Below are 16,772 nucleotides of genomic sequence, written 5' to 3' on the forward strand. Positions count from 1 at the left end.
CAAGGCACGGTAGGGCTGGCAGCACACCGCGCTCAGCGCCTGCGACCTTCTCGCAGGCTCGTGATGGTCTTGTCCAGCCGGCGGAGTCGCGTCTCCTCGGTCTTCGCCTGCTCGATGGTGTCGACTAAACCGCGCTGGTTGCTGTACGAGAGTCCGCCGAAGAACGCTGCAGCCACCGCATCCTTCGCCAGCAGTTCCGCGAGATCGTCGGGCACCACGATTTCGCGCGGAGTGGTATCCAGCACGACGTCGGCCTCTACCTCGTCCCCCGCCGAGACACCCGTGATCTTCCTGATCTCCGCACTGACCGGGATGAGGAATCGGTCTCCACGCACCGCGATGCTACTGCGGTAGCTGTGGCCGTTGAGAGTGACGACCACAGCCGGCCTACGGCTGGTGCCCAGTGCGTCCACCACCGACTCGGGCACCAGCAGGCCCGTCGCCGTTTTGCCCTCGAGCTGCAGGTTGCAGGTGAATTTCATGCAGCCGAGTATGGGGTAGGGACCGATCGAGCGCTTGCCCGACCAGAACGCGACCGATCACAACTCCCACGTACAGAACACCAACGAACACAGGCTTGATCGAAGGCGGGCTTGATCGAACTCGGGCTTGACCCAGTACAGGCCTGATTGAACTGCTCGGAACTTCTAGCGTTGACAACTGGGACCGGGCGGGGCAACATCTCGGTTCGTAAACGATTACAAGAACGTTTACAGAGCTGGAGTCGCAATGGTGCGGTCGACGCTTGCCGACGTGGCACGCGGGGCGGGAGTGTCGGTCGCCTCGGTCTCCAGGGTGCTCAACGGCCTTCCGGCCAGCATCGCCACCCGCGACCGCGTGCGCGAGGTGGCCCATTCTCTCGGCTATGCACCGGATCTGGCCGCACGTTCGCTGAAGATCCGTCGTACCGAACAGATCTCGGTGGTCATCGATGATCTGGCCAACCCCGCTTACGTATCGATGATGCAGGGCGCCGAAGCCGTCCTGCGGGACGCAGGCTATCGCATCCAGTTTTCCTCCATCGGCTCGGACAGCGACCTCGGGCTGGGGACTGCGCTCCATGCTGTGTCCCGGGGGTACGCCGACGGACTCATCATCTGTCCGCTGCGCATGAACAGCGAGTTGGTCGAAACCCTCCGCCACGCACCGATTCCGGTTGTCGTGATCGGCGGACTACCCAGGGGTACCGCCATCGACAACGTCGTCACCGACTCTCGGTTAGGGGTGAACCTCGCGATGGACCACCTCCACCAACTCGGTCGACGACGGATCGCGTTCATCGACGGCCCACTGGGTACCAACCCGGGCGATCGCCGGTTGGAGGGCTACCGATCAGCGGTCGAACGCCTCGGATTGCCGGATGAAGACGGTCTGCGTCGTCTCACCACGGAGTTCAGCTACGCGAAGGGGGCTGCCGCGGCTGCCGATCTGATCGTCAATTCACAGTTCGACGCGCTGCTCGCGGCCAACGACATGATGGCGATCGGCGCGATGCACGCCATCGCGCGAGCCGGATTGCGGGTGCCGCACCGCGTGGCAGTAGTCGGCATCGACGACAGCGAGATGTGCCTGTATTCCTCACCGCCGCTGACGAGTGTGTCGCTGGGGTCACGACACCGCGGCAAGATCGCCGCCCGATTGCTGCTGCGCCGCCTTGCCCGCCCGGACGCTCCGATCAAACGGGTGCGCGAGGCGCCACGACTGGTCGCCCGCGACTCCACCAGCGCCCGCGACTTCACAGGCGCCGACGACTCCACCAGCGCCCGCGACTCCACAGGCGCTCGCGCGAAGAGGCGGGGTCAAACATGAGCGCGCCCACCATCACCAAGCCGCCGGTTCCGCGGAAACCGCGCCCGGCCAACGGTTTCCAGAAGTGGTTCCAGGCCAGCGGTCCGGGGCTCTTCCTGCTGCTCCCGGCCGCCATCCCGATCCTGCTGCTCAGCGTGTATCCGTTGGTGCGCGGCATCTATCTCGGCTTCACCAACGCCAAGGCCGGCTACAAGGTCACGATTGATTTCGTCGGCTTCGACCAATTCGCCAAGCTGGCCCACAACACACTTTTCTGGCAGTCGTTCCGGATCGGCCTGATCTGGGCGGTGAGCGTGACGGTCCTGCAGTTCTTCGCGGCGTTGGGACTGGCGCTGCTGCTCGACCAGAACCTGCGGCTCCGCTGGCTGGCCCGGACGCTGGCGCTGGTGCCATGGGCCATGCCGCCCGTCATCGTCGCGATCATGTGGAAATTGCTGCTCGATCCCACTGTCGGCAGCCTGAACGAGAGCATCCGGCTACTGCACCTGGGCGCGGGCACCACGAACCTTCTCGGTCAGCCGGGGACAGCCCTGCCGACCGTCATCCTCATCGGGGTCTGGGTCGGCATGCCGCAGACCACAATCGTCCTGTTGGCCGGGTTGCAGTCGATCTCGCCGTCGCTCCACGAGGCTGCCGCCGTCGACGGTGCGGGGACCTGGTCGAGATTCCGCCACGTCACCCTGCCGCAACTGATGCCGGTGATCGCCACCATCACCTCGTTGGACTTCATCTGGAACTTCAACTCGTTCGGGCTGGTCTACGTGCTGACGGCCGGAGGGCCGGGCGGAGACACCATGCTGCCCATGCTGTTCGCCTACCACGAGGCCTTCGGCTACGGGAACTTCGGGTACGCGGCAGCGATGGCCGACGTGATGGTCGTCCTGGTCCTGCTGATCATGCTGGCGTACCTGCCGTCTCGCCTGAAGAGGAAGTCGTGATCAGGGTCCGGCCGGTCACCAGGGTCGGGCAGTATTTCGCGCTGTTCCTCTACCTGATCTTCCTCGCGTACCCGCTGCTGTGGCTGATCTCCCTCTCGCTGAAGGGCGCACGGGAACTCGTCTCGATCCACCCGAGCCTGATCCCCGAGCACATCGTCTGGTCCAACTACGTCACGGCCCTGACGGACCAGGGATTGGTGCACTCGGCGTTCAACTCGCTGGTGACGTCCGTCGGATCCACCTTGATCGTCATCGTGATCGCAGTGCCGGCCGCCTATTCGCTGACCAGGTTCCGTACCGGAGTGCGCACGGTGGCCTCGATCTGGATCCTGGTCAGCCAGGTCTTTCCGACCATCCTGATCATCATCCCGGTCTTCCTCATTCTCAAGCAGTTCAGCCTGCTCGATTCGCTGACCGGGCTGACGCTGGTCTACGTGGTGTGGACGCTGCCGTTCGCGCTCTGGATGTTGATGGGTTACCTGGGCAGCGTCCCGGTGGAGGTCGAGGAGGCCGCGGCGGTCGACGGCGCCGGGCGGCTGCGGATCATCATCAGCATCGTGCTGCCCCTGCTCGCGCCCGGGATCGTGGCGACCGCGATGTTCGCGTTCATCTCCGCCTGGAACGAGTTCTTCTTCGCCCTGGTGCTGATCCAGACGACGTCCACCCGCACGCTCTCGCTGACATTGGCGAAATACGTCGGGTCCGAGGGCATGTTGCAGCTCGGTCCGCTTGCTGCCGGCTCCGTGTTGGCCACCGTGCCGAGCCTGATCTTCTTCGCCTTCCTGCAGAAGCGCCTCACCGGCGGACTACTGGCCGGTTCCGTGAAGGGTTGAACCGGCCCGTCCCACCCCAGCGCCCATGGCGGTCGCTGTGAAAGAAGGAGTGAGCATCAGCATGCACAGTCATCCTCTCCACATCCAACGCCTTCGCCCTCTGCACCGAAAGTGGGGTGTGCTGGCCGCGGTCGGGGTTGCCGCTCTGGTCATCAGCGCCTGCGGCTCGAGCAGCACGCCGGTCGCAACCTCCAGCGGGAACTCCTCTGCCCCAACGGCGGCCGCAGGTTCGGGGGCCGGATCGGCCACCCCCGCCGCCGACTCCGGTCCCGTCGTCCATCTGACGTTCCAGAGTCTGGCCTTCCAGCCGCCCACGGTCGCCGCCGTGAAGAAGATCGTGGCCGACTTCAACGCGAGCCACCCGAAGATCCAGATCACCTTGCAGCAGGGCACCGCCGATACCGCCGGTGATCAGCTGACCACCCAGTTCCAAGGCGGTACCGCCCCGGACATCATCGATTTCCAGTCGTCCCTGATCACCAACTACATCCAGCAGGGTTACCTGGCGGACATCACCCAGTACATCGACCCGGCAGTGAAATCCGGCATCGGCCAGAACATCTGGGACACGGTGACCACCGACGGCAAGATCTACGCCGAACCCACCCTCCTCCAGTCCTACGTCGTGTTCGCCAACACCGACCAGCTCAAGGCTGCCGGGGTGGCGGAGCCGACCGGCGCGACGCTGAAGTGGGACGACTTCCAGGCGATGGCCAAGAAGCTGACCAAGACCGGCCAGTACGGACTCGGTTGGGGCCTCAAGTCGCCGGCGGCCACCGTACTGAACCTGTCGATGGGCTTCGACGGGGTGTTCTTCACCGGCGACCCGGCCACCCCCAACTTTGCCGTCGGTGCCAACGAACTGCAGGTGCCACAACGGATCAAGGCCATGATCACCAACAAGGAACTCGATCCGACGAGCGTCACGCAGAGCGGGTCCGACAGCCTGCCGGCCTTCTTCGCCGGGAAGTACGCGATGGTGGTGGCCGGGGACTACGTGGCCCAGACCATCAAGGCCTCGGCGCCGGCCGACTTCCATTGGACCGTCCTGCCGGCTCTGGCCGGGAGCAGTTCCGCCCACCAGGGTGCCGATCCGCAGACGCTCTCGGTGGCCACCCAGTCCAAGAACCCGAAGGAGGCGGTGGATTTCATCAACTACTTCGGGCAGGCCAAGAATCTCGCGGCTGTCGGTCAGGGCGACTGGCTGATCCCGGCGTCGCAGGCCGCCCGCGACGAGATCGCGGCCCAGACGAAGGGTGCCGACGGCTGGACCAACATTCTCGCCACCGCGCCGCAACTGGTGAAAGCTCCCTTCCAGACGGCACAGGGCTACCCGAAGTGGAAGACCCAGACGATGATCCCGTCCCTGCAGAAGTATTTCGCCGGGTCCCTGGACGACAGCGGACTGACCGACGCACTCACCAAGGGCTGGCAGGCCGTCGGCAACTGACGTGCACCACGGCACCGTGGATCGCTGTAGCACCACGCCCGGCAACGAGCGTTCTCCTCACCACAGGAACGGGTAGAAAGCATCATGGACGAGTTCGAGGACAGGGCAATCGGTTGCCTCGGTGGTTCGGCGGTCGGTGACGCCATCGGGGGCGCCACCGAAGGCTGGACCCAGCAGCAGATCAACGAGCGCTGGGGCGGTCCGGTGAAGGGCATCGTCGGTCCCTACCATTTGGATTGGCGCCATGCGCGCCCTGCTTCGCCATACCACAAGGGCGACGGACACATCACGGACGACACCCTCATGACGCACGCGTTGGTCCGCGTGTACGAGAAGGTCGGCCGGCACCTGGATGCCTTCGGTGTCGACGAGCACCTGGTCGCGGAGATGATCGACCAGCGACACTGGATTCCGGAGTTGGAAACGGATGCCGTGCTGCTGCAACGGGTCTTCCTCGCCGAGAAATGGCTGGTGCTACGACTGCACTACGGGCACAACGATCCTCGGGAGGCCGGCGTCGGCAACCTGGTCAACTGCGGCGCCGCGATGTACATCGCACCGGTCGGCATCGTGAACGCGGGTGATCCGCGCGGGGCCTACGACGAGGCCATCGACATGGCCGGCGCGCACCAGTCGTCCTACGGTCGTGAGGCCGCCGGCGTGCTGGCCGCCGCCGTCGCCGAGGCCCTGGGGTCCGGCGCGAGCGTCGACTCCGTCATCGAGGCCGCGTTGGACGTCGCCAAGGACGGGACCGCCCATGCCATCCGGGCGGTAGTGGACCGGGCGAGAATGCTGCCAGCCGAGGTGATCTCGGATGCCTTCGGACTGGGGATCGCCCTGCGCGAGGCCGTACTGCCGTTCGACACGGTCGGCCCGGTGTACCGCTCTCCGGCAATGGATTCACGGAAGCCGAGTCGTACCAAGGCGATCGAGGAACTGCCGGTGGCGCTCGGCATGGTCGTCGCGGCCCGTGGGGACTACCGGACCGCGGTGCTGGGCGCCGTCAACTACGGTCGCGACGCCGACTCGATCGCCAGCATGGCCGGGTCGATCTGCGGGTCGCTCGGGGGCAGCGCAGCGATCCCGGCGCCGTGGCTCGAGGACGTGGCCACCGCCAGCCGGATGGATCTGATCGCCCCCGGGAAGGCCATGGCGGCCGTGGCTCGAAGGATTGCGGCGGCGGACCGGGACTCCTGGCTGGTCAGATCGCAGCGGCGGGCGGCCAGCGTGACACCGGCCGGAACAGCTGCGCCCGCAACGGGTATCGCCGGTGAGGCTGACCTGGCGTCCGTCGGCCACGGGCAGGGAGCCGGGTGACGCGGCTGAGCTGGCTGCAACCCGAGGACCTGATCATCCACGAGTTCGCACAGGCCCGGGAGGAGGGGAAGGTCGTCGACGACCTCGTCGCGCGGTGGCAGTCCGCCGGGGGAGCCACCACGATCGGACGGATGGGCGCGTCACCCATGGGGGCCGATGATGCGCTCGTCTGCACCGCCCGAGAACTGATGGTGGAACTGGACTCCCGGGCGGTCTCGACGGAGATGGCCAGGGATGAGCCGCGTGACCTCGCGAACATCCTGGCCACGCTGCCCGCTCCGCCCCCGGTGTGGCCGGTCCCTCCTTCCGACGAACTGGCCGACCGGATGGCCGGGGCCTGGTCCGGCCGCGCCGTGGGCTGCCTGCTGGGCAAGCCGGTGGAGAAGATCACCCGCGAGGGCATCGAGGAGATCCTGCGGTCGTCCGGCCAGTGGCCGCTCCGCGGATACTTCACCGCGGTCGGAGTGCCAACGGACGTCACCGATCGATATCCCTGGAACAAGGCCAGCCGGCCCACCAGCCTGGCCGAGAACATCGACGGCATGCCCGAGGACGACGACCTCAACTACACGATGCTTGCCCTGGGGATCGTCGAGCGGGTCGGCCCCGATTTCGATACGTCCGACGTGGCCGACGCCTGGCTGCGGAACCTGCCGGCCACCACGGTTTTCACCGCCGAGCGGGCGGCCTACCGGAACCTGCTGGATCTGGTACCGATCCAGCAGGTGGCGGTCACTGCGAATCCCTTCCGCGAGTGGATCGGCGCCGCCATCCGGGCCGATCTCTACGGCTGGATCAATCCCGGCCATCCGGCGGCCGCAGCGGAGATGGCCTGGCGTGACGCCAGTCTGAGCCATACCGGCAGCGGCCTGTACTCGGCCATGGCCACCGCGGCGATGACCAGCGCCGCCATCGCCGGCGCCCCCCCGCCGGAGATCGTCCCGACCGGCCTGTCCGTCATCCCACCGCAGAGCCGCCTCGCCGACGCCCTTCGCCACGCCATGGATCTCGCGGCCGGGAAACCCGACGACGCCGATGCCCTCGATGCGCTCGTCGCCGAGCACGGCCACCTGCACTGGGTGCACGCGTTGAACAATGCGGCCCTGGTCGCCTACGCGGTCACCCGTCATGGCGAGGACTTCGACGCGGCCATCTCCCTCACCGCGATCGCCGGCTGGGACACCGATTCCACCGGAGCCACCGTCGGCGGCCTCTGCGGCGCCCTGGGCGGACGCCGCGTGGTCTCGGCCGGCTGGACCGATCCGATCCATGGCCGCATCGCGTCGAGCCTGCCGGGTTTCGACGGCGCCGACCTGGCCGACCTCGCCCGGCGCACTACGGCGGTGGCACTCCGATGAGCATCGCCGTCCCCCGGGTGGGCATCGAGGGTGACCACCCGACCGACGATTTCGACGACCTGCACCGCGGACTCGACGTCGAACGCGGCCGCGACCTCCGACTCCCGCGGCCCGTCGACATGCCGGTCGTCGTCAGTCTGTCTTCGGAGGCGGCCGCCGGCGCCGTTCCGGTGACCGGCCTGGCCGACGCGACGGAGGTCCGCGAGCCGAACCGGATCGACCTGCGAAATGCCAAGATTCTTGCCGCTCCTGACGACCCGGCGTCCTGGCCGCAATGGCGCGAGGAACTCATCCGCTGGCGGGAGTCGATCCTTGCCGCCGAGCCTCCACCGGAGGCCGGAGTGCGGGCAAGGACGCCGCAACCGCAAACCTGGGCCGCCGAGTGCCGGACCGTTCTCCTGTGCTGGCTCTGGGACGAACGGCTCTACCGGTTCGACACCGACGAGTTCACGCCGGACCGATTGTTGGCCGAGATCGCAGGCGAATTCGGCGGTTTCGATGCCATTGTGCTCTGGCACGCCTACCCGGTGATCGGGCTGGACGACCGCAACCAGTTCGACTTCTACGACGTGCCGGGCCTGCATGGCCTCGTCCGATGGTTCCAGGACCACCAGGTCAGGGTTTTCCTCGACTACAACCCGTGGGACACCTCGACCAATCGACGGCCGGGAACCGATGCGGAAGAGGTCGCCGCCATGCTCGGGCGCCTCGGCGCCGACGGGCTATTCCTCGACACCCTGCGCGAGGGAGATATCGGACTGGTCGAGGCGGTCGGGACCGACCGGATCCTGGAGAGCGAGTCGCGGGTGAGTCTGGAAGCCATGCGCACCCATCAGTTGTCCTGGGCCCAGTGGTTCCAGGACAGTCCCGTCCCGGGAGTGCTGCGCGCGCACTGGTTCGACCGTCGCCACATGCAGCACCACACGCGCCGCTGGAACCGCGACCACAGTGCCGAGTTGCAGTCGGCCTGGATCAACGGCTGCGGAGTGCTGCTGTGGGACAACGTATTCGGCACGTGGGTCGGCTGGAACCAGCGTGATCTCTCGCTCCACCGCCAGATGCGACTGCTCCAGCGCGAGTACTCCGCGTTGCTGATCGACGGTGAGTGGACCCCGCTGGTCGATCTGGGACCCGAGGCCGCCGCCCACCAGGTCTTCGCCTCCAGATTTGCCGACACGGAGAGGAGTCTCTACGCACTCGTCAACCGTGCCTCCGAGGATGTGGTGGTAACGCTCGAGTTGGACGAGAACCACCCCGCTGGCTGGGATCTGCTCGCCGGTACCCAGCAGACGATCGACCCCGGTAGACCGGCCAGGGTCACCGTGCGAATCCCGGCCACCGGGATTGGCGCTCTCCTGCTGACCGGGGACGACGACCTGCAGGCGACCCTCTGCGCCGAGGCGGCCGCCGCACTGCCGTTCGACGGCTCGACGGAGTTCCCGGCCCGGCCACCGGTGCTGCTGGACCCCGTGCCGGCCGTGTCTTCGGCGACGCCCGCGGGTCGGCAGGGAGAGGTCCTGCCACTCGAACGCGCTGTGCTCCTGGAGCCGGGAGAACACCATTCCAACAGGCATTTCCGCCGCCGCGAGAGCGGGATGCTCGACGGCGCCTGGTGGGTGGACGCGTGGAAGCCGCTGGCCCCCGACCTGCACGCCGAGATGACGCAGGACGTCACCGTGCTGATCGCGGATCGGACTCTGGTCCGGACCGCCCCGGTGACCAATGCCGAGTTCGCAGAGTTTCTCCACGCCAGCGGGTACCGCCCTCGCAACGATCATCGCTTCCTCGCGCACTGGTCGGGCCGGCGGTCGCGGCCGGGAACCGACGACGAACCGGTGACGTTCGTCGATCTGGAGGACGCACAGGCTTACGCACGCTGGAGAGGTGGACGGCTGCCGACCTCGGCCGAATGGCACCTGGCAGCAGACCGGGAGTCGGCCGGCCCATCCAATACGGCGAAACCGCACATCAGGCAGCGGGTCTGGCAGTGGACGGCTGACTCCTACCAGGAGGGAACGGTGCGGTTCGATCTGCTGGTCGGCGGCACGCCGGAGGCACGGGGCGGCTCCGACTGGTACTTCGAGTCCGGTCCTCAGCCACCGCACCGCGTGGCGAAGATGCTGCGCGCCGGACGTGGCCTGGCCAGATCGGCGCACCTGGGCTTCGGGATGGCCCGCGGACCGATCCCGGTCGTCCAACACGGCGCACCCCAGGTCGTCACCGCGGAAACCGAGTTGCCGTCATGACCGCCGCCGGGGCGGAGGCGGGCGCGAAACGGCTCCCACTCGAGGGTGTCCGGGTGCTGGAACTGGCCACCCTCTTCGCCGGCCCGCTGGCCGCAACGTATCTGGGCGACTACGGCGCCGAGGTGATCAAGATCGAGCATCCGGTCCAGCCGGACGCGAGTCGTGGGCACGGGGTGAGCCGCAACGGCATCGGCCTGTGGTGGAAGACCATCGGACGCAACAAGAGCACGGTGACGGCCGATCTGCACACCACCGGGGGCCGAGAGGTGCTGTTGCGGCTCGTCAAGGACGCGGACGTGCTGATCGAGAACTTCCGGCCCGGCACGATCGAGAAGTGGGGACTCGGGCCGGAGGTGCTGCGGGAGGCCAACCCCGGCCTGGTGCTGGCCCGCGTCACCGCCTTCGGCCAGGACGGACCGTACGCCGACCGCCCCGGGTTCGGGTCGTTGGCGGAGGCGATGAGCGGTTTCGCAGCGGCCAACGGCGAACCGGACAGCGCGCCGACCCTGCCCCCCTTCGCCTTGGCCGACGGGATCGCCGCGCTGGCCACCGCTTTCGCGATCATGGTCGCGCTGCGGGATCGCGACCGCACCGGGCACGGTCAGGACATCGACCTTGCCATCATCGAACCGATCGTGATGATGCTCGGCGCTCAGATCACCGCGTACGACCAACTGCGTCTGATCCAGCCGCGTACGGGCAACCGATCGCCGAACAACGCTCCCCGCAACGTCTATCAGGCCAAGGACGAGGTCTGGTTGGCGGTGTCGGCCAGTGCCCAGACGGTAGCCGAGCGGGTCATGACGCTCGTCGGGCGGCCTGACATGCTCGACGAACCGTGGTTTGCCAGCGGACGCAGCCGGGCCGAGCACGGCGACGAAATCGACGAGGCCGTCGCGACGTGGATCGGCGAACGCACCGCTGCCGAGGTGATCACCGCCTTCGAGCAGGCCGACGCTGCGGTCGCACCGGTCTACAACGCCGCAGATCTGATGGAAGATCCGCAGTATCGGGCCCGCGGCACCGTCCACTACGTCGACGATCCCGACCTGGGTCGGCTGGCGATGCAGAACGTCATCTTCCGGCTCAGCGAGACTCCCGGCCGGATCAAGTGGGGCGGCCGCCGGCCGGGGGCCGACACCGACAGCACGCTCGCCGCTGCAGGCTTCACGGTCGAGGACATCGCGGAGCTACGGGCGACCGGCGCCATATGATTGCGAGCGGTTTCAGCAGAGCGCAGGGACGGGGAGCAGGGCGATGAGACCACCCGGCGTGCTCTGCTCGCTGTACGTTCCCGGCGACCGGCCGGACCGGTTCGCCAAGGCCCTGGCCACCGCCGCCGATCTGGTGGTGATCGACCTGGAGGACTCGGTGACGGCGAAAGCCGCGGCACGGGAGCATGTCCGCCGGTTCCTGATGTCGGGGGTCGAACTCGACCGCATCTCGATTCGGATCAACTCCGGACCGGAGGCTCCGGCCGACCTGGTACTGCTGCGCGAAATCGCGGCCGCGGGATTGGCCCCATCGGAGATCCGCGTGCCGAAAGTCAACACACCGGCCGACCTCGACGAACTGGCCCAACTGCAAGCGATCCGGGTCCACGCCCTGATCGAATCGGCGGCCGGGGTGCAGGCACTGCCCGGGATCGCGGCTCATCCGGCGGTGGTGGCCGTCGGGCTGGGGGAGGCCGATCTGGCCGGGGAACTGGCCCTCGGCGACGAGGATGCGTTCACCTACTGCCGGTCGAGGCTGGTGGTGGCCGCTGCCGCGGCCGGCCTCCGCCCACCGGCGATGTCGGTGCACGCGGACATCAGAGACCTGTCGGGACTGGCAGAGTCGTGTCGGCGTGGTCGACTCCTGGGTCTGTTCGGGCGAAGTGCGGTGCACCCGTCGCAGATCCCCGTCATCAGAATGGCGTTCGCCCCGAGTGACAGCGAGATCACCTCCGCACGTCAAACTCTCGATGCCCTTGACCGAGCAGCGCTGGCCGGGCAGGGGGTGGCGACCACGGCAGACGGGACCATGGTGGACGCCGCGATGCGCGCTGGCGCGGAACGCATCCTCGCCTTCGCACCGGAGTAGAGGGCGCGCGGTCACACGGAGAAGCCGGCACCGTCACTCCGGCGCGTCGGCCACACCGTCCCGTTCGTCGCGCTCGGCCCATTCGATCAGCGGGTCGATGGTGAAGACCGCCTCGTCGATCCCGTCGTGCAGGTCGCCGAATTCCGCGAACCGGGCCGGCACGGAGGCGATCGTGCACTCCCGCGGTTCCACGCTGTCGATCTCGTCCCAGCGGATCGGGGTGGAGACCGTGCCGCGCGGGACACCCCGGACCGAATAGGCGCTGGCAATGGTGTGGTCCCGGGCGTTCTGGTTGTAGTCGACGAAGAGCTTCGCCGGATCTCGGTCCTTTCGCCACCAGGTGGTCGTCACCTCGTCGGGGATCCGGCGCTCCACCTCGCGGGCGAAGGCCAGGGCGGCGCGGCGGACATCCTTGAAGCCCCAACGGGGTTCGATCCTGACGTAGACGTGCATGCCGTTGCCACCGGAGGTCTTGGGCCACCCGACGGCGCCGATCTCCTCGAGCAGATCCCTGGTCACCGCCGCCACCCGTCGGACGGTCTCGAAGGTGCACTCCGGACCGGGGTCGAGGTCGATCCGCCACTCGTCGGGACGTTCGGTGTCCGCGCGCCGACTGTTCCACGGGTGGAACTCCACGCACGACATCTGCACGGCCCAGATGACGTCGGCAAGCCGGGTGACGCACAGCTCGTCGGCGTTGCGGCCGGACGGGAAGTCCACCCGCACCGTCTCCACCCACGGCGGCGCACCACGGGGAATCCTCTTCTGGTGAACCTTGTCGCCGGCCAGACCGTCCGGGAACCGGTGCATCATGCACGGGCGTTCCCGCACCGCCCGGACGATGCCGTCGCCGACGGCCAGGTAGTACTTGGCGAGATCCAGCTTGGTGGCGCCGGTCTCGGGGAAGTAGACCCGGTCCGGGTTGGAGATGCGGACGTCGTGTTCGCCGACGCTCAGTTCGATCGCCGGGGAGCTGCCGCGGGTCGCCATGCGCTCAACCTATCCAGTGCAGGGGCTCGTCGTCGGGAGCGGCCCGCGCAGAGCCTCTCCGCGCCGGGACCGTTGGCACAGCCGGTACATCAGGCAAGGTCGGCATGGTCCAGCCGGGATCACGGCCCAGCAACACACCCCGGGTGACGGCGGCCGACCCGAACCGGTGCCGGACGCCGTCGAGCGCAGTGTCCAGGGCGGTGGCCACGGATCCCTCGAAGGGCAGTTCCAACTGCTCGGCCACGTCCTCACCGTCGAAATTGGCGACCGCGATCCCCACCAGCGTCAGGCCGCGTTCGGCGATCATCAGGGCGGCTCCCGCCATCAGGTCGCGTACTGCGGCCAGCAGGGTCGGTGTCTGGGCCGTCGGCATCGGCAGGGTTCGCGACCGGGTGACCCGGGAGAAGTCGTCGAATCGCAGGCGCAGTACCACTGTTCGTCCCCGTCGGTCGCTGTCCCGCATCCGCCGGGTGACCCGATCCACCAGCCCCAGCAGCACGGCATCCAGTTCGGCCGGCGTCCGCCGCCCCCGGCCGAGCGCCCGTTGGGCTCCCATCGACCCGCGGCGCCGGCCGACCTGCACACGGCGGGGGTCGCGATTGTGTGCCAGCGCGTGCAGATGACGGCCGGACCCCTTGCCCAGCACGGAGATCAGCGTCGCCTCGTCCAGCAGCGCCACCTGACCGACGGTCCTGATCCCGCAGCCGTGCAACTTGGCCGCGGTGACCTTGCCGACGCCCCAGAGCCGCTCGACCGCCAGTGGGTGCAGAAAGGCGAATTCTCCGTCCGGCGGGACCTCCAGCAGCCCATCGGGTTTCGCGACGCCGCTGGCGACCTTGGCCAGGAACTTGGTGCGCGCGATCCCGACGGTGATCCGCAGGCCCACCTCCGCCAGTACCCGCCGGCGCAGTTCGACGGCGATGTCGAACGGGCTCCCGGACACCCGACCCAGCCCGCCGACGTCCAGGAACGCCTCGTCGATCGATATTCCTTCGACGAGTGGCGTGGTCTGGTGGAACACCTCGAAGACCGCCTTGCTCGCTGCCGTGTAGGCAGAGAACCGCGGCTCCACCACGATCGCGTCGGGACAGGCGCGGCGGGCCAGGTTGCCGCTCATCGCGGAGTGCACGCCGAACGCCTTCGCCTCGTAGCTGGCCGCCAGCACCACGCCGCCACCGACGATCACCGGGCGACCGCGCAGTCGGGGATCGTCCCGTTGCTCGACGGAGGCGAAGAAGGCATCGAGATCCGCATGCAGGATGCTCGCCGTCTCGGACACGAACATATGTTCGCATGGATCGGAAGAGAAGGAAACAGATTGGCCCGGCGCTCACCACGTCCACAGGTTTGTCCTGTGACTTCCTCTGGGTTTCCCACCCTTGTCCTTGGGGTTCGGCGCCGGTATTTTCCTTTCCGAACAAGAAGTACCTACTCGCCTGCAGCATCGATGAGGGAGACCATGACATGACCGCCTCGCCGATCCAGAAGTCCGGGTCCACCGACGGTCCCACCCTCAAGCGTGAACTGAAGGTCATCGACGCGGCCGCGTTCTCGGTCGGTCTGATCGGGCCGGTCGGCGGAATGGCGCTGCTGGGAGCGGGCGCCGTCGCGATCATCGGACGGGCCGCCATTTGGGCCTTCGTCTTCGCGCTGGTCGCGGTCGCCCTCACCGCCTACTCCTTCACCCGGTTGGCGCGCTACATCGCGCACTCGGGGTCGGTCTACGCCCTCGTCGGCATCACCCTCGGACCGCGGGCCGGGTTCGTGGCGGGCTGGGCGCTGCTCGGTGCGTACATCGCGATCTGCTCCGGCTCGACCATCGAGATCGGCTACTTCTTCTCGCAGGTCCTGGGTGATGTTGGCTTGAGTTCCACCACCCCGTGGCTGCTGATCGCGATCATCGCGCTGGCCCTGGTGGTGGCGCTCGGCTTCACCGAGATCCATGTCATCACCAGGATTCTGCTCTATGCGGAGTTCGTCGGGGTCGTGCTGGTGACGTTCCTGTCCATCGTCGTCCTGGTACGGCAGGGGATCGGCAAGGCACCGGGCAATGTCCACCTCACCTGGGACATCTTCAAGTTCCCGGCCGGAACCACGTTCAGCACCGTTGCGGGCGCAGCGGTGTTCGGCTTCACCGCGTTCGCCGGCTTCGAGGGGGCGGCCACCCTCGGCGAGGAGACCCAGAACCCCAAGCGTGAGATCCCGCGGGCGATCAAGATCGCCATCGGCGTGGTCGGTGTCTTCTTTCTCCTGACGATGGCCACCCAGTCGCTCGGCTATGGCACCGACCAGGCCGGGGTGGACAGATTCACGACCCAGGCCAACCCTTACGGGAACATCGGTCTCGCCTACGTCGGGAAATGGCTCGCCGTCTGCCTCAACCTGGTGGCCAGCCTGAGCCTGTTCGCGATCACCCTCGGCACCATCGCGGCCAGCGCGCGGATCCTGTTCGCTCTCGTGCGCGATGCCGGTCAGACCAGGGGCATCGGCAAGGTCTCGCGCAAGGGCGCGCCGCTCAACTCCTTGTTCGTGGTGGTCGGCGTCGTCCTGGTGATCGTGCTCTTCCAGCAGATCAAGGGCAACGCCGTCCTGAACGCCACCTTCTACTCGCTGACCGTCGGCACCATCGCCTTGCTGGTCGCCTACATCCTGGCCACCTTGGGGGCGGCCAAGTTCCTCTTCTTCGAACGCGAGAAGCGCGCCCCGGCCTGGCAGGTCATCATCCCCATCCTTGCCGTCATCACCCTGGGCTACACGATCTACAAGAACTGGTACGGCGTGGCGGCGCCCTACAGCTACTTCCCCTACTTCGTCATCGTCTGGCTGCTGATCGGTCTGCTGATCGTGATGGCCGTCCCCGGGCTGGCGGGCCGGGTGCGGAGCCGATTGGCGGCGGGGGACAACTCCGACGAGGCCTTCATCCCGTGACGGTCGTGATCTGCCGGCAGCTGGCACCGGTGATGGCCGATCTTGCCGCCAACCGGGAGCTGACCTGCGCAGCCGTGGGGGAGTCGATCGACGCCGGCGCCCAGCTGGTGATCCTGCCCGAGCTGATCACGTCCGGCTACGTCTTCGAGTCGATGGACGAGGCGCGATCGGTGGCCATCACCCCCGACCACGAACTGTTCGCCGACTGGGCCGCCCTGGCGGCCAAGGGGTCGGCCGTCGTCATCGGGGGGTTCTGCGAAACCGGTCCGGGCGGCACCGTCTACAACAGCGCGGCCGTGGTGGACGGCTCCGGGGTGCTGGCGGTCTACCGGAAACTGCACCTCTGGGATACCGAGAAGAACTTCTTCACCCCCGGTTCAGCGGTGCCCCCCGTGGTCGAGACGCAGCACGGGCGGATCGGCGTGATCATCTGCTACGACCTGGAGTTCCCCGAGCTGACGCGATCGGTCGCCCTCCGCGGAGCCGACCTGCTCGCGGTGCCGACCAACTGGCCGCTGATCTACTGTCCGGAGGGGGAGCGAGCGCCGGAGGTTCAGGTGGGTATCGCCGCCGCTCGCGTCAACCGGATGTCGATCGCCTGCTGCGACCGGGTCGGCACCGAGCGCGGGCAGGAGTGGACCGGCGGGACGACCATCATCAGCGAGAGTGGATGGGTGGTCGCCACCGCGGACGAGGCCGGGATCGCCCGGGCGGACCTCGACCTGACGCTGGCCCGTGACAAGGTGCTCACCCCGCTCGCCCACGTCTTCGGTGATCGCCGTCCGGAGTTCTACGGCGCGCTCACCGCCAAGGACTGAGTC

General features: G+C 67.7%; 14 protein-coding genes. 11 read left to right on the forward strand and 3 right to left on the reverse strand.

The window, feature by feature from the left end; translation table 11 throughout:
- Nucleotides 1-32 precede the first annotated feature (32 nt).
- Entirely contained in the window at nt 33-482 is a 450-nt protein-coding gene (locus ABIB25_RS25585) for a YdeI/OmpD-associated family protein (protein WP_354531349.1), read from the reverse strand.
- Nucleotides 483-729: 247 nt separating this feature from the next.
- Between ABIB25_RS25585 and ABIB25_RS25590 the strand changes: the two genes are divergently transcribed.
- The 9 genes from ABIB25_RS25590 (at nt 730) to ABIB25_RS25630 (ending at nt 12,033) form a co-directional block, all read left to right on the forward strand.
- On the forward strand, nt 730-1,809 hold the full coding sequence (locus tag ABIB25_RS25590) for a LacI family DNA-binding transcriptional regulator (RefSeq protein WP_354531350.1): 1,080 nt from the start codon (nt 730-732) through the stop codon (nt 1,807-1,809).
- A complete protein-coding gene (locus ABIB25_RS25595; protein WP_354531351.1) occupies nt 1,806-2,747 on the forward strand; it encodes a carbohydrate ABC transporter permease in 942 nt (313 codons plus the stop codon). The genes ABIB25_RS25590 and ABIB25_RS25595 overlap by 4 nt, the downstream gene beginning before the upstream one ends.
- Nucleotides 2,747-3,580, forward strand: coding sequence for a carbohydrate ABC transporter permease (locus ABIB25_RS25600; protein WP_354531376.1), 834 nt, complete (start codon nt 2,747-2,749; stop codon nt 3,578-3,580). The genes ABIB25_RS25595 and ABIB25_RS25600 overlap by 1 nt, the downstream gene beginning before the upstream one ends.
- Before the next feature lie 61 nt (nt 3,581-3,641).
- Nucleotides 3,642-5,030, forward strand: a complete 1,389-nt coding sequence (locus tag ABIB25_RS25605) for an ABC transporter substrate-binding protein (protein WP_354531352.1) — start codon at nt 3,642-3,644, stop codon at nt 5,028-5,030.
- Nucleotides 5,031-5,114: 84 nt separating this feature from the next.
- On the forward strand, nt 5,115-6,347 hold the full coding sequence (locus tag ABIB25_RS25610; protein ID WP_354531353.1) for an ADP-ribosylglycohydrolase family protein: 1,233 nt from the start codon (nt 5,115-5,117) through the stop codon (nt 6,345-6,347).
- The gene (locus ABIB25_RS25615; RefSeq protein ID WP_354531354.1) at nt 6,344-7,705 is read left to right on the forward strand and encodes an ADP-ribosylglycohydrolase family protein; all 1,362 of its coding nucleotides are present in this window, start codon (nt 6,344-6,346) and stop codon (nt 7,703-7,705) included. The genes ABIB25_RS25610 and ABIB25_RS25615 overlap by 4 nt, the downstream gene beginning before the upstream one ends.
- Nucleotides 7,702-9,951 (forward strand): SUMF1/EgtB/PvdO family nonheme iron enzyme, encoded by a 2,250-nt coding sequence (locus tag ABIB25_RS25620; RefSeq protein ID WP_354531355.1) that lies wholly within the window; start codon nt 7,702-7,704, stop codon nt 9,949-9,951. The genes ABIB25_RS25615 and ABIB25_RS25620 overlap by 4 nt, the downstream gene beginning before the upstream one ends.
- Nucleotides 9,948-11,165 carry a CaiB/BaiF CoA transferase family protein gene (locus ABIB25_RS25625; RefSeq protein WP_354531356.1) on the forward strand — a complete coding sequence of 406 codons (1,218 nt, stop codon included), beginning with the start codon at nt 9,948-9,950 and terminating at the stop codon, nt 11,163-11,165. The genes ABIB25_RS25620 and ABIB25_RS25625 overlap by 4 nt, the downstream gene beginning before the upstream one ends.
- A gap of 43 nt (nt 11,166-11,208) precedes the next feature.
- Nucleotides 11,209-12,033, forward strand: a complete 825-nt coding sequence (locus tag ABIB25_RS25630) for an HpcH/HpaI aldolase/citrate lyase family protein (protein WP_354531357.1) — start codon at nt 11,209-11,211, stop codon at nt 12,031-12,033.
- A gap of 33 nt (nt 12,034-12,066) precedes the next feature.
- Here ABIB25_RS25630 and ligD read toward each other — a convergent pair whose 3' ends face one another.
- The gene (ligD, locus tag ABIB25_RS25635) at nt 12,067-13,023 is read right to left on the reverse strand and encodes a non-homologous end-joining DNA ligase (protein ID WP_354531358.1); all 957 of its coding nucleotides are present in this window, start codon (nt 13,021-13,023) and stop codon (nt 12,067-12,069) included.
- Between the two features lie 4 nt (nt 13,024-13,027).
- Nucleotides 13,028-14,308, reverse strand: coding sequence for a DNA polymerase IV (dinB, locus tag ABIB25_RS25640; protein WP_354531359.1), 1,281 nt, complete (start codon nt 14,306-14,308; stop codon nt 13,028-13,030).
- A gap of 179 nt (nt 14,309-14,487) precedes the next feature.
- Here dinB and ABIB25_RS25645 point away from each other — a divergent pair, with 179 nt between their 5' ends.
- A complete protein-coding gene (locus ABIB25_RS25645; protein ID WP_354531360.1) occupies nt 14,488-15,951 on the forward strand; it encodes an APC family permease in 1,464 nt (487 codons plus the stop codon).
- Complete coding sequence (locus ABIB25_RS25650) at nt 15,948-16,769, forward strand: nitrilase-related carbon-nitrogen hydrolase (RefSeq protein WP_354531361.1); 822 nt, start codon at nt 15,948-15,950, stop codon at nt 16,767-16,769. The genes ABIB25_RS25645 and ABIB25_RS25650 overlap by 4 nt, the downstream gene beginning before the upstream one ends.
- The last annotated feature ends 3 nt before the right edge of the window (nt 16,770-16,772 follow it).

Origin of the sequence: Nakamurella sp. UYEF19, assembly GCF_040546275.1 — a bacterium.
Classification (GTDB): Bacteria; Actinomycetota; Actinomycetes; order Mycobacteriales; family Nakamurellaceae; genus Nakamurella.

Coding starts and splice junctions, on each gene's coding strand:
- ABIB25_RS25585 (WP_354531349.1), bottom strand. CDS start 482: ATGAAATTCACCTGCAACCTGCAGCTCGAGGGCAAAACGGCGACGGGC.
- ABIB25_RS25590 (WP_354531350.1), top strand. CDS start 730: ATGGTGCGGTCGACGCTTGCCGACGTGGCACGCGGGGCGGGAGTGTCG.
- ABIB25_RS25595 (WP_354531351.1), top strand. CDS start 1,806: ATGAGCGCGCCCACCATCACCAAGCCGCCGGTTCCGCGGAAACCGCGC.
- ABIB25_RS25605 (WP_354531352.1), top strand. CDS start 3,642: ATGCACAGTCATCCTCTCCACATCCAACGCCTTCGCCCTCTGCACCGA.
- ABIB25_RS25610 (WP_354531353.1), top strand. CDS start 5,115: ATGGACGAGTTCGAGGACAGGGCAATCGGTTGCCTCGGTGGTTCGGCG.
- ABIB25_RS25620 (WP_354531355.1), top strand. CDS start 7,702: ATGAGCATCGCCGTCCCCCGGGTGGGCATCGAGGGTGACCACCCGACC.
- ABIB25_RS25625 (WP_354531356.1), top strand. CDS start 9,948: ATGACCGCCGCCGGGGCGGAGGCGGGCGCGAAACGGCTCCCACTCGAG.
- ABIB25_RS25630 (WP_354531357.1), top strand. CDS start 11,209: ATGAGACCACCCGGCGTGCTCTGCTCGCTGTACGTTCCCGGCGACCGG.
- ligD (WP_354531358.1), bottom strand. CDS start 13,023: ATGGCGACCCGCGGCAGCTCCCCGGCGATCGAACTGAGCGTCGGCGAA.
- dinB (WP_354531359.1), bottom strand. CDS start 14,308: ATGTTCGTGTCCGAGACGGCGAGCATCCTGCATGCGGATCTCGATGCC.
- ABIB25_RS25645 (WP_354531360.1), top strand. CDS start 14,488: ATGACCGCCTCGCCGATCCAGAAGTCCGGGTCCACCGACGGTCCCACC.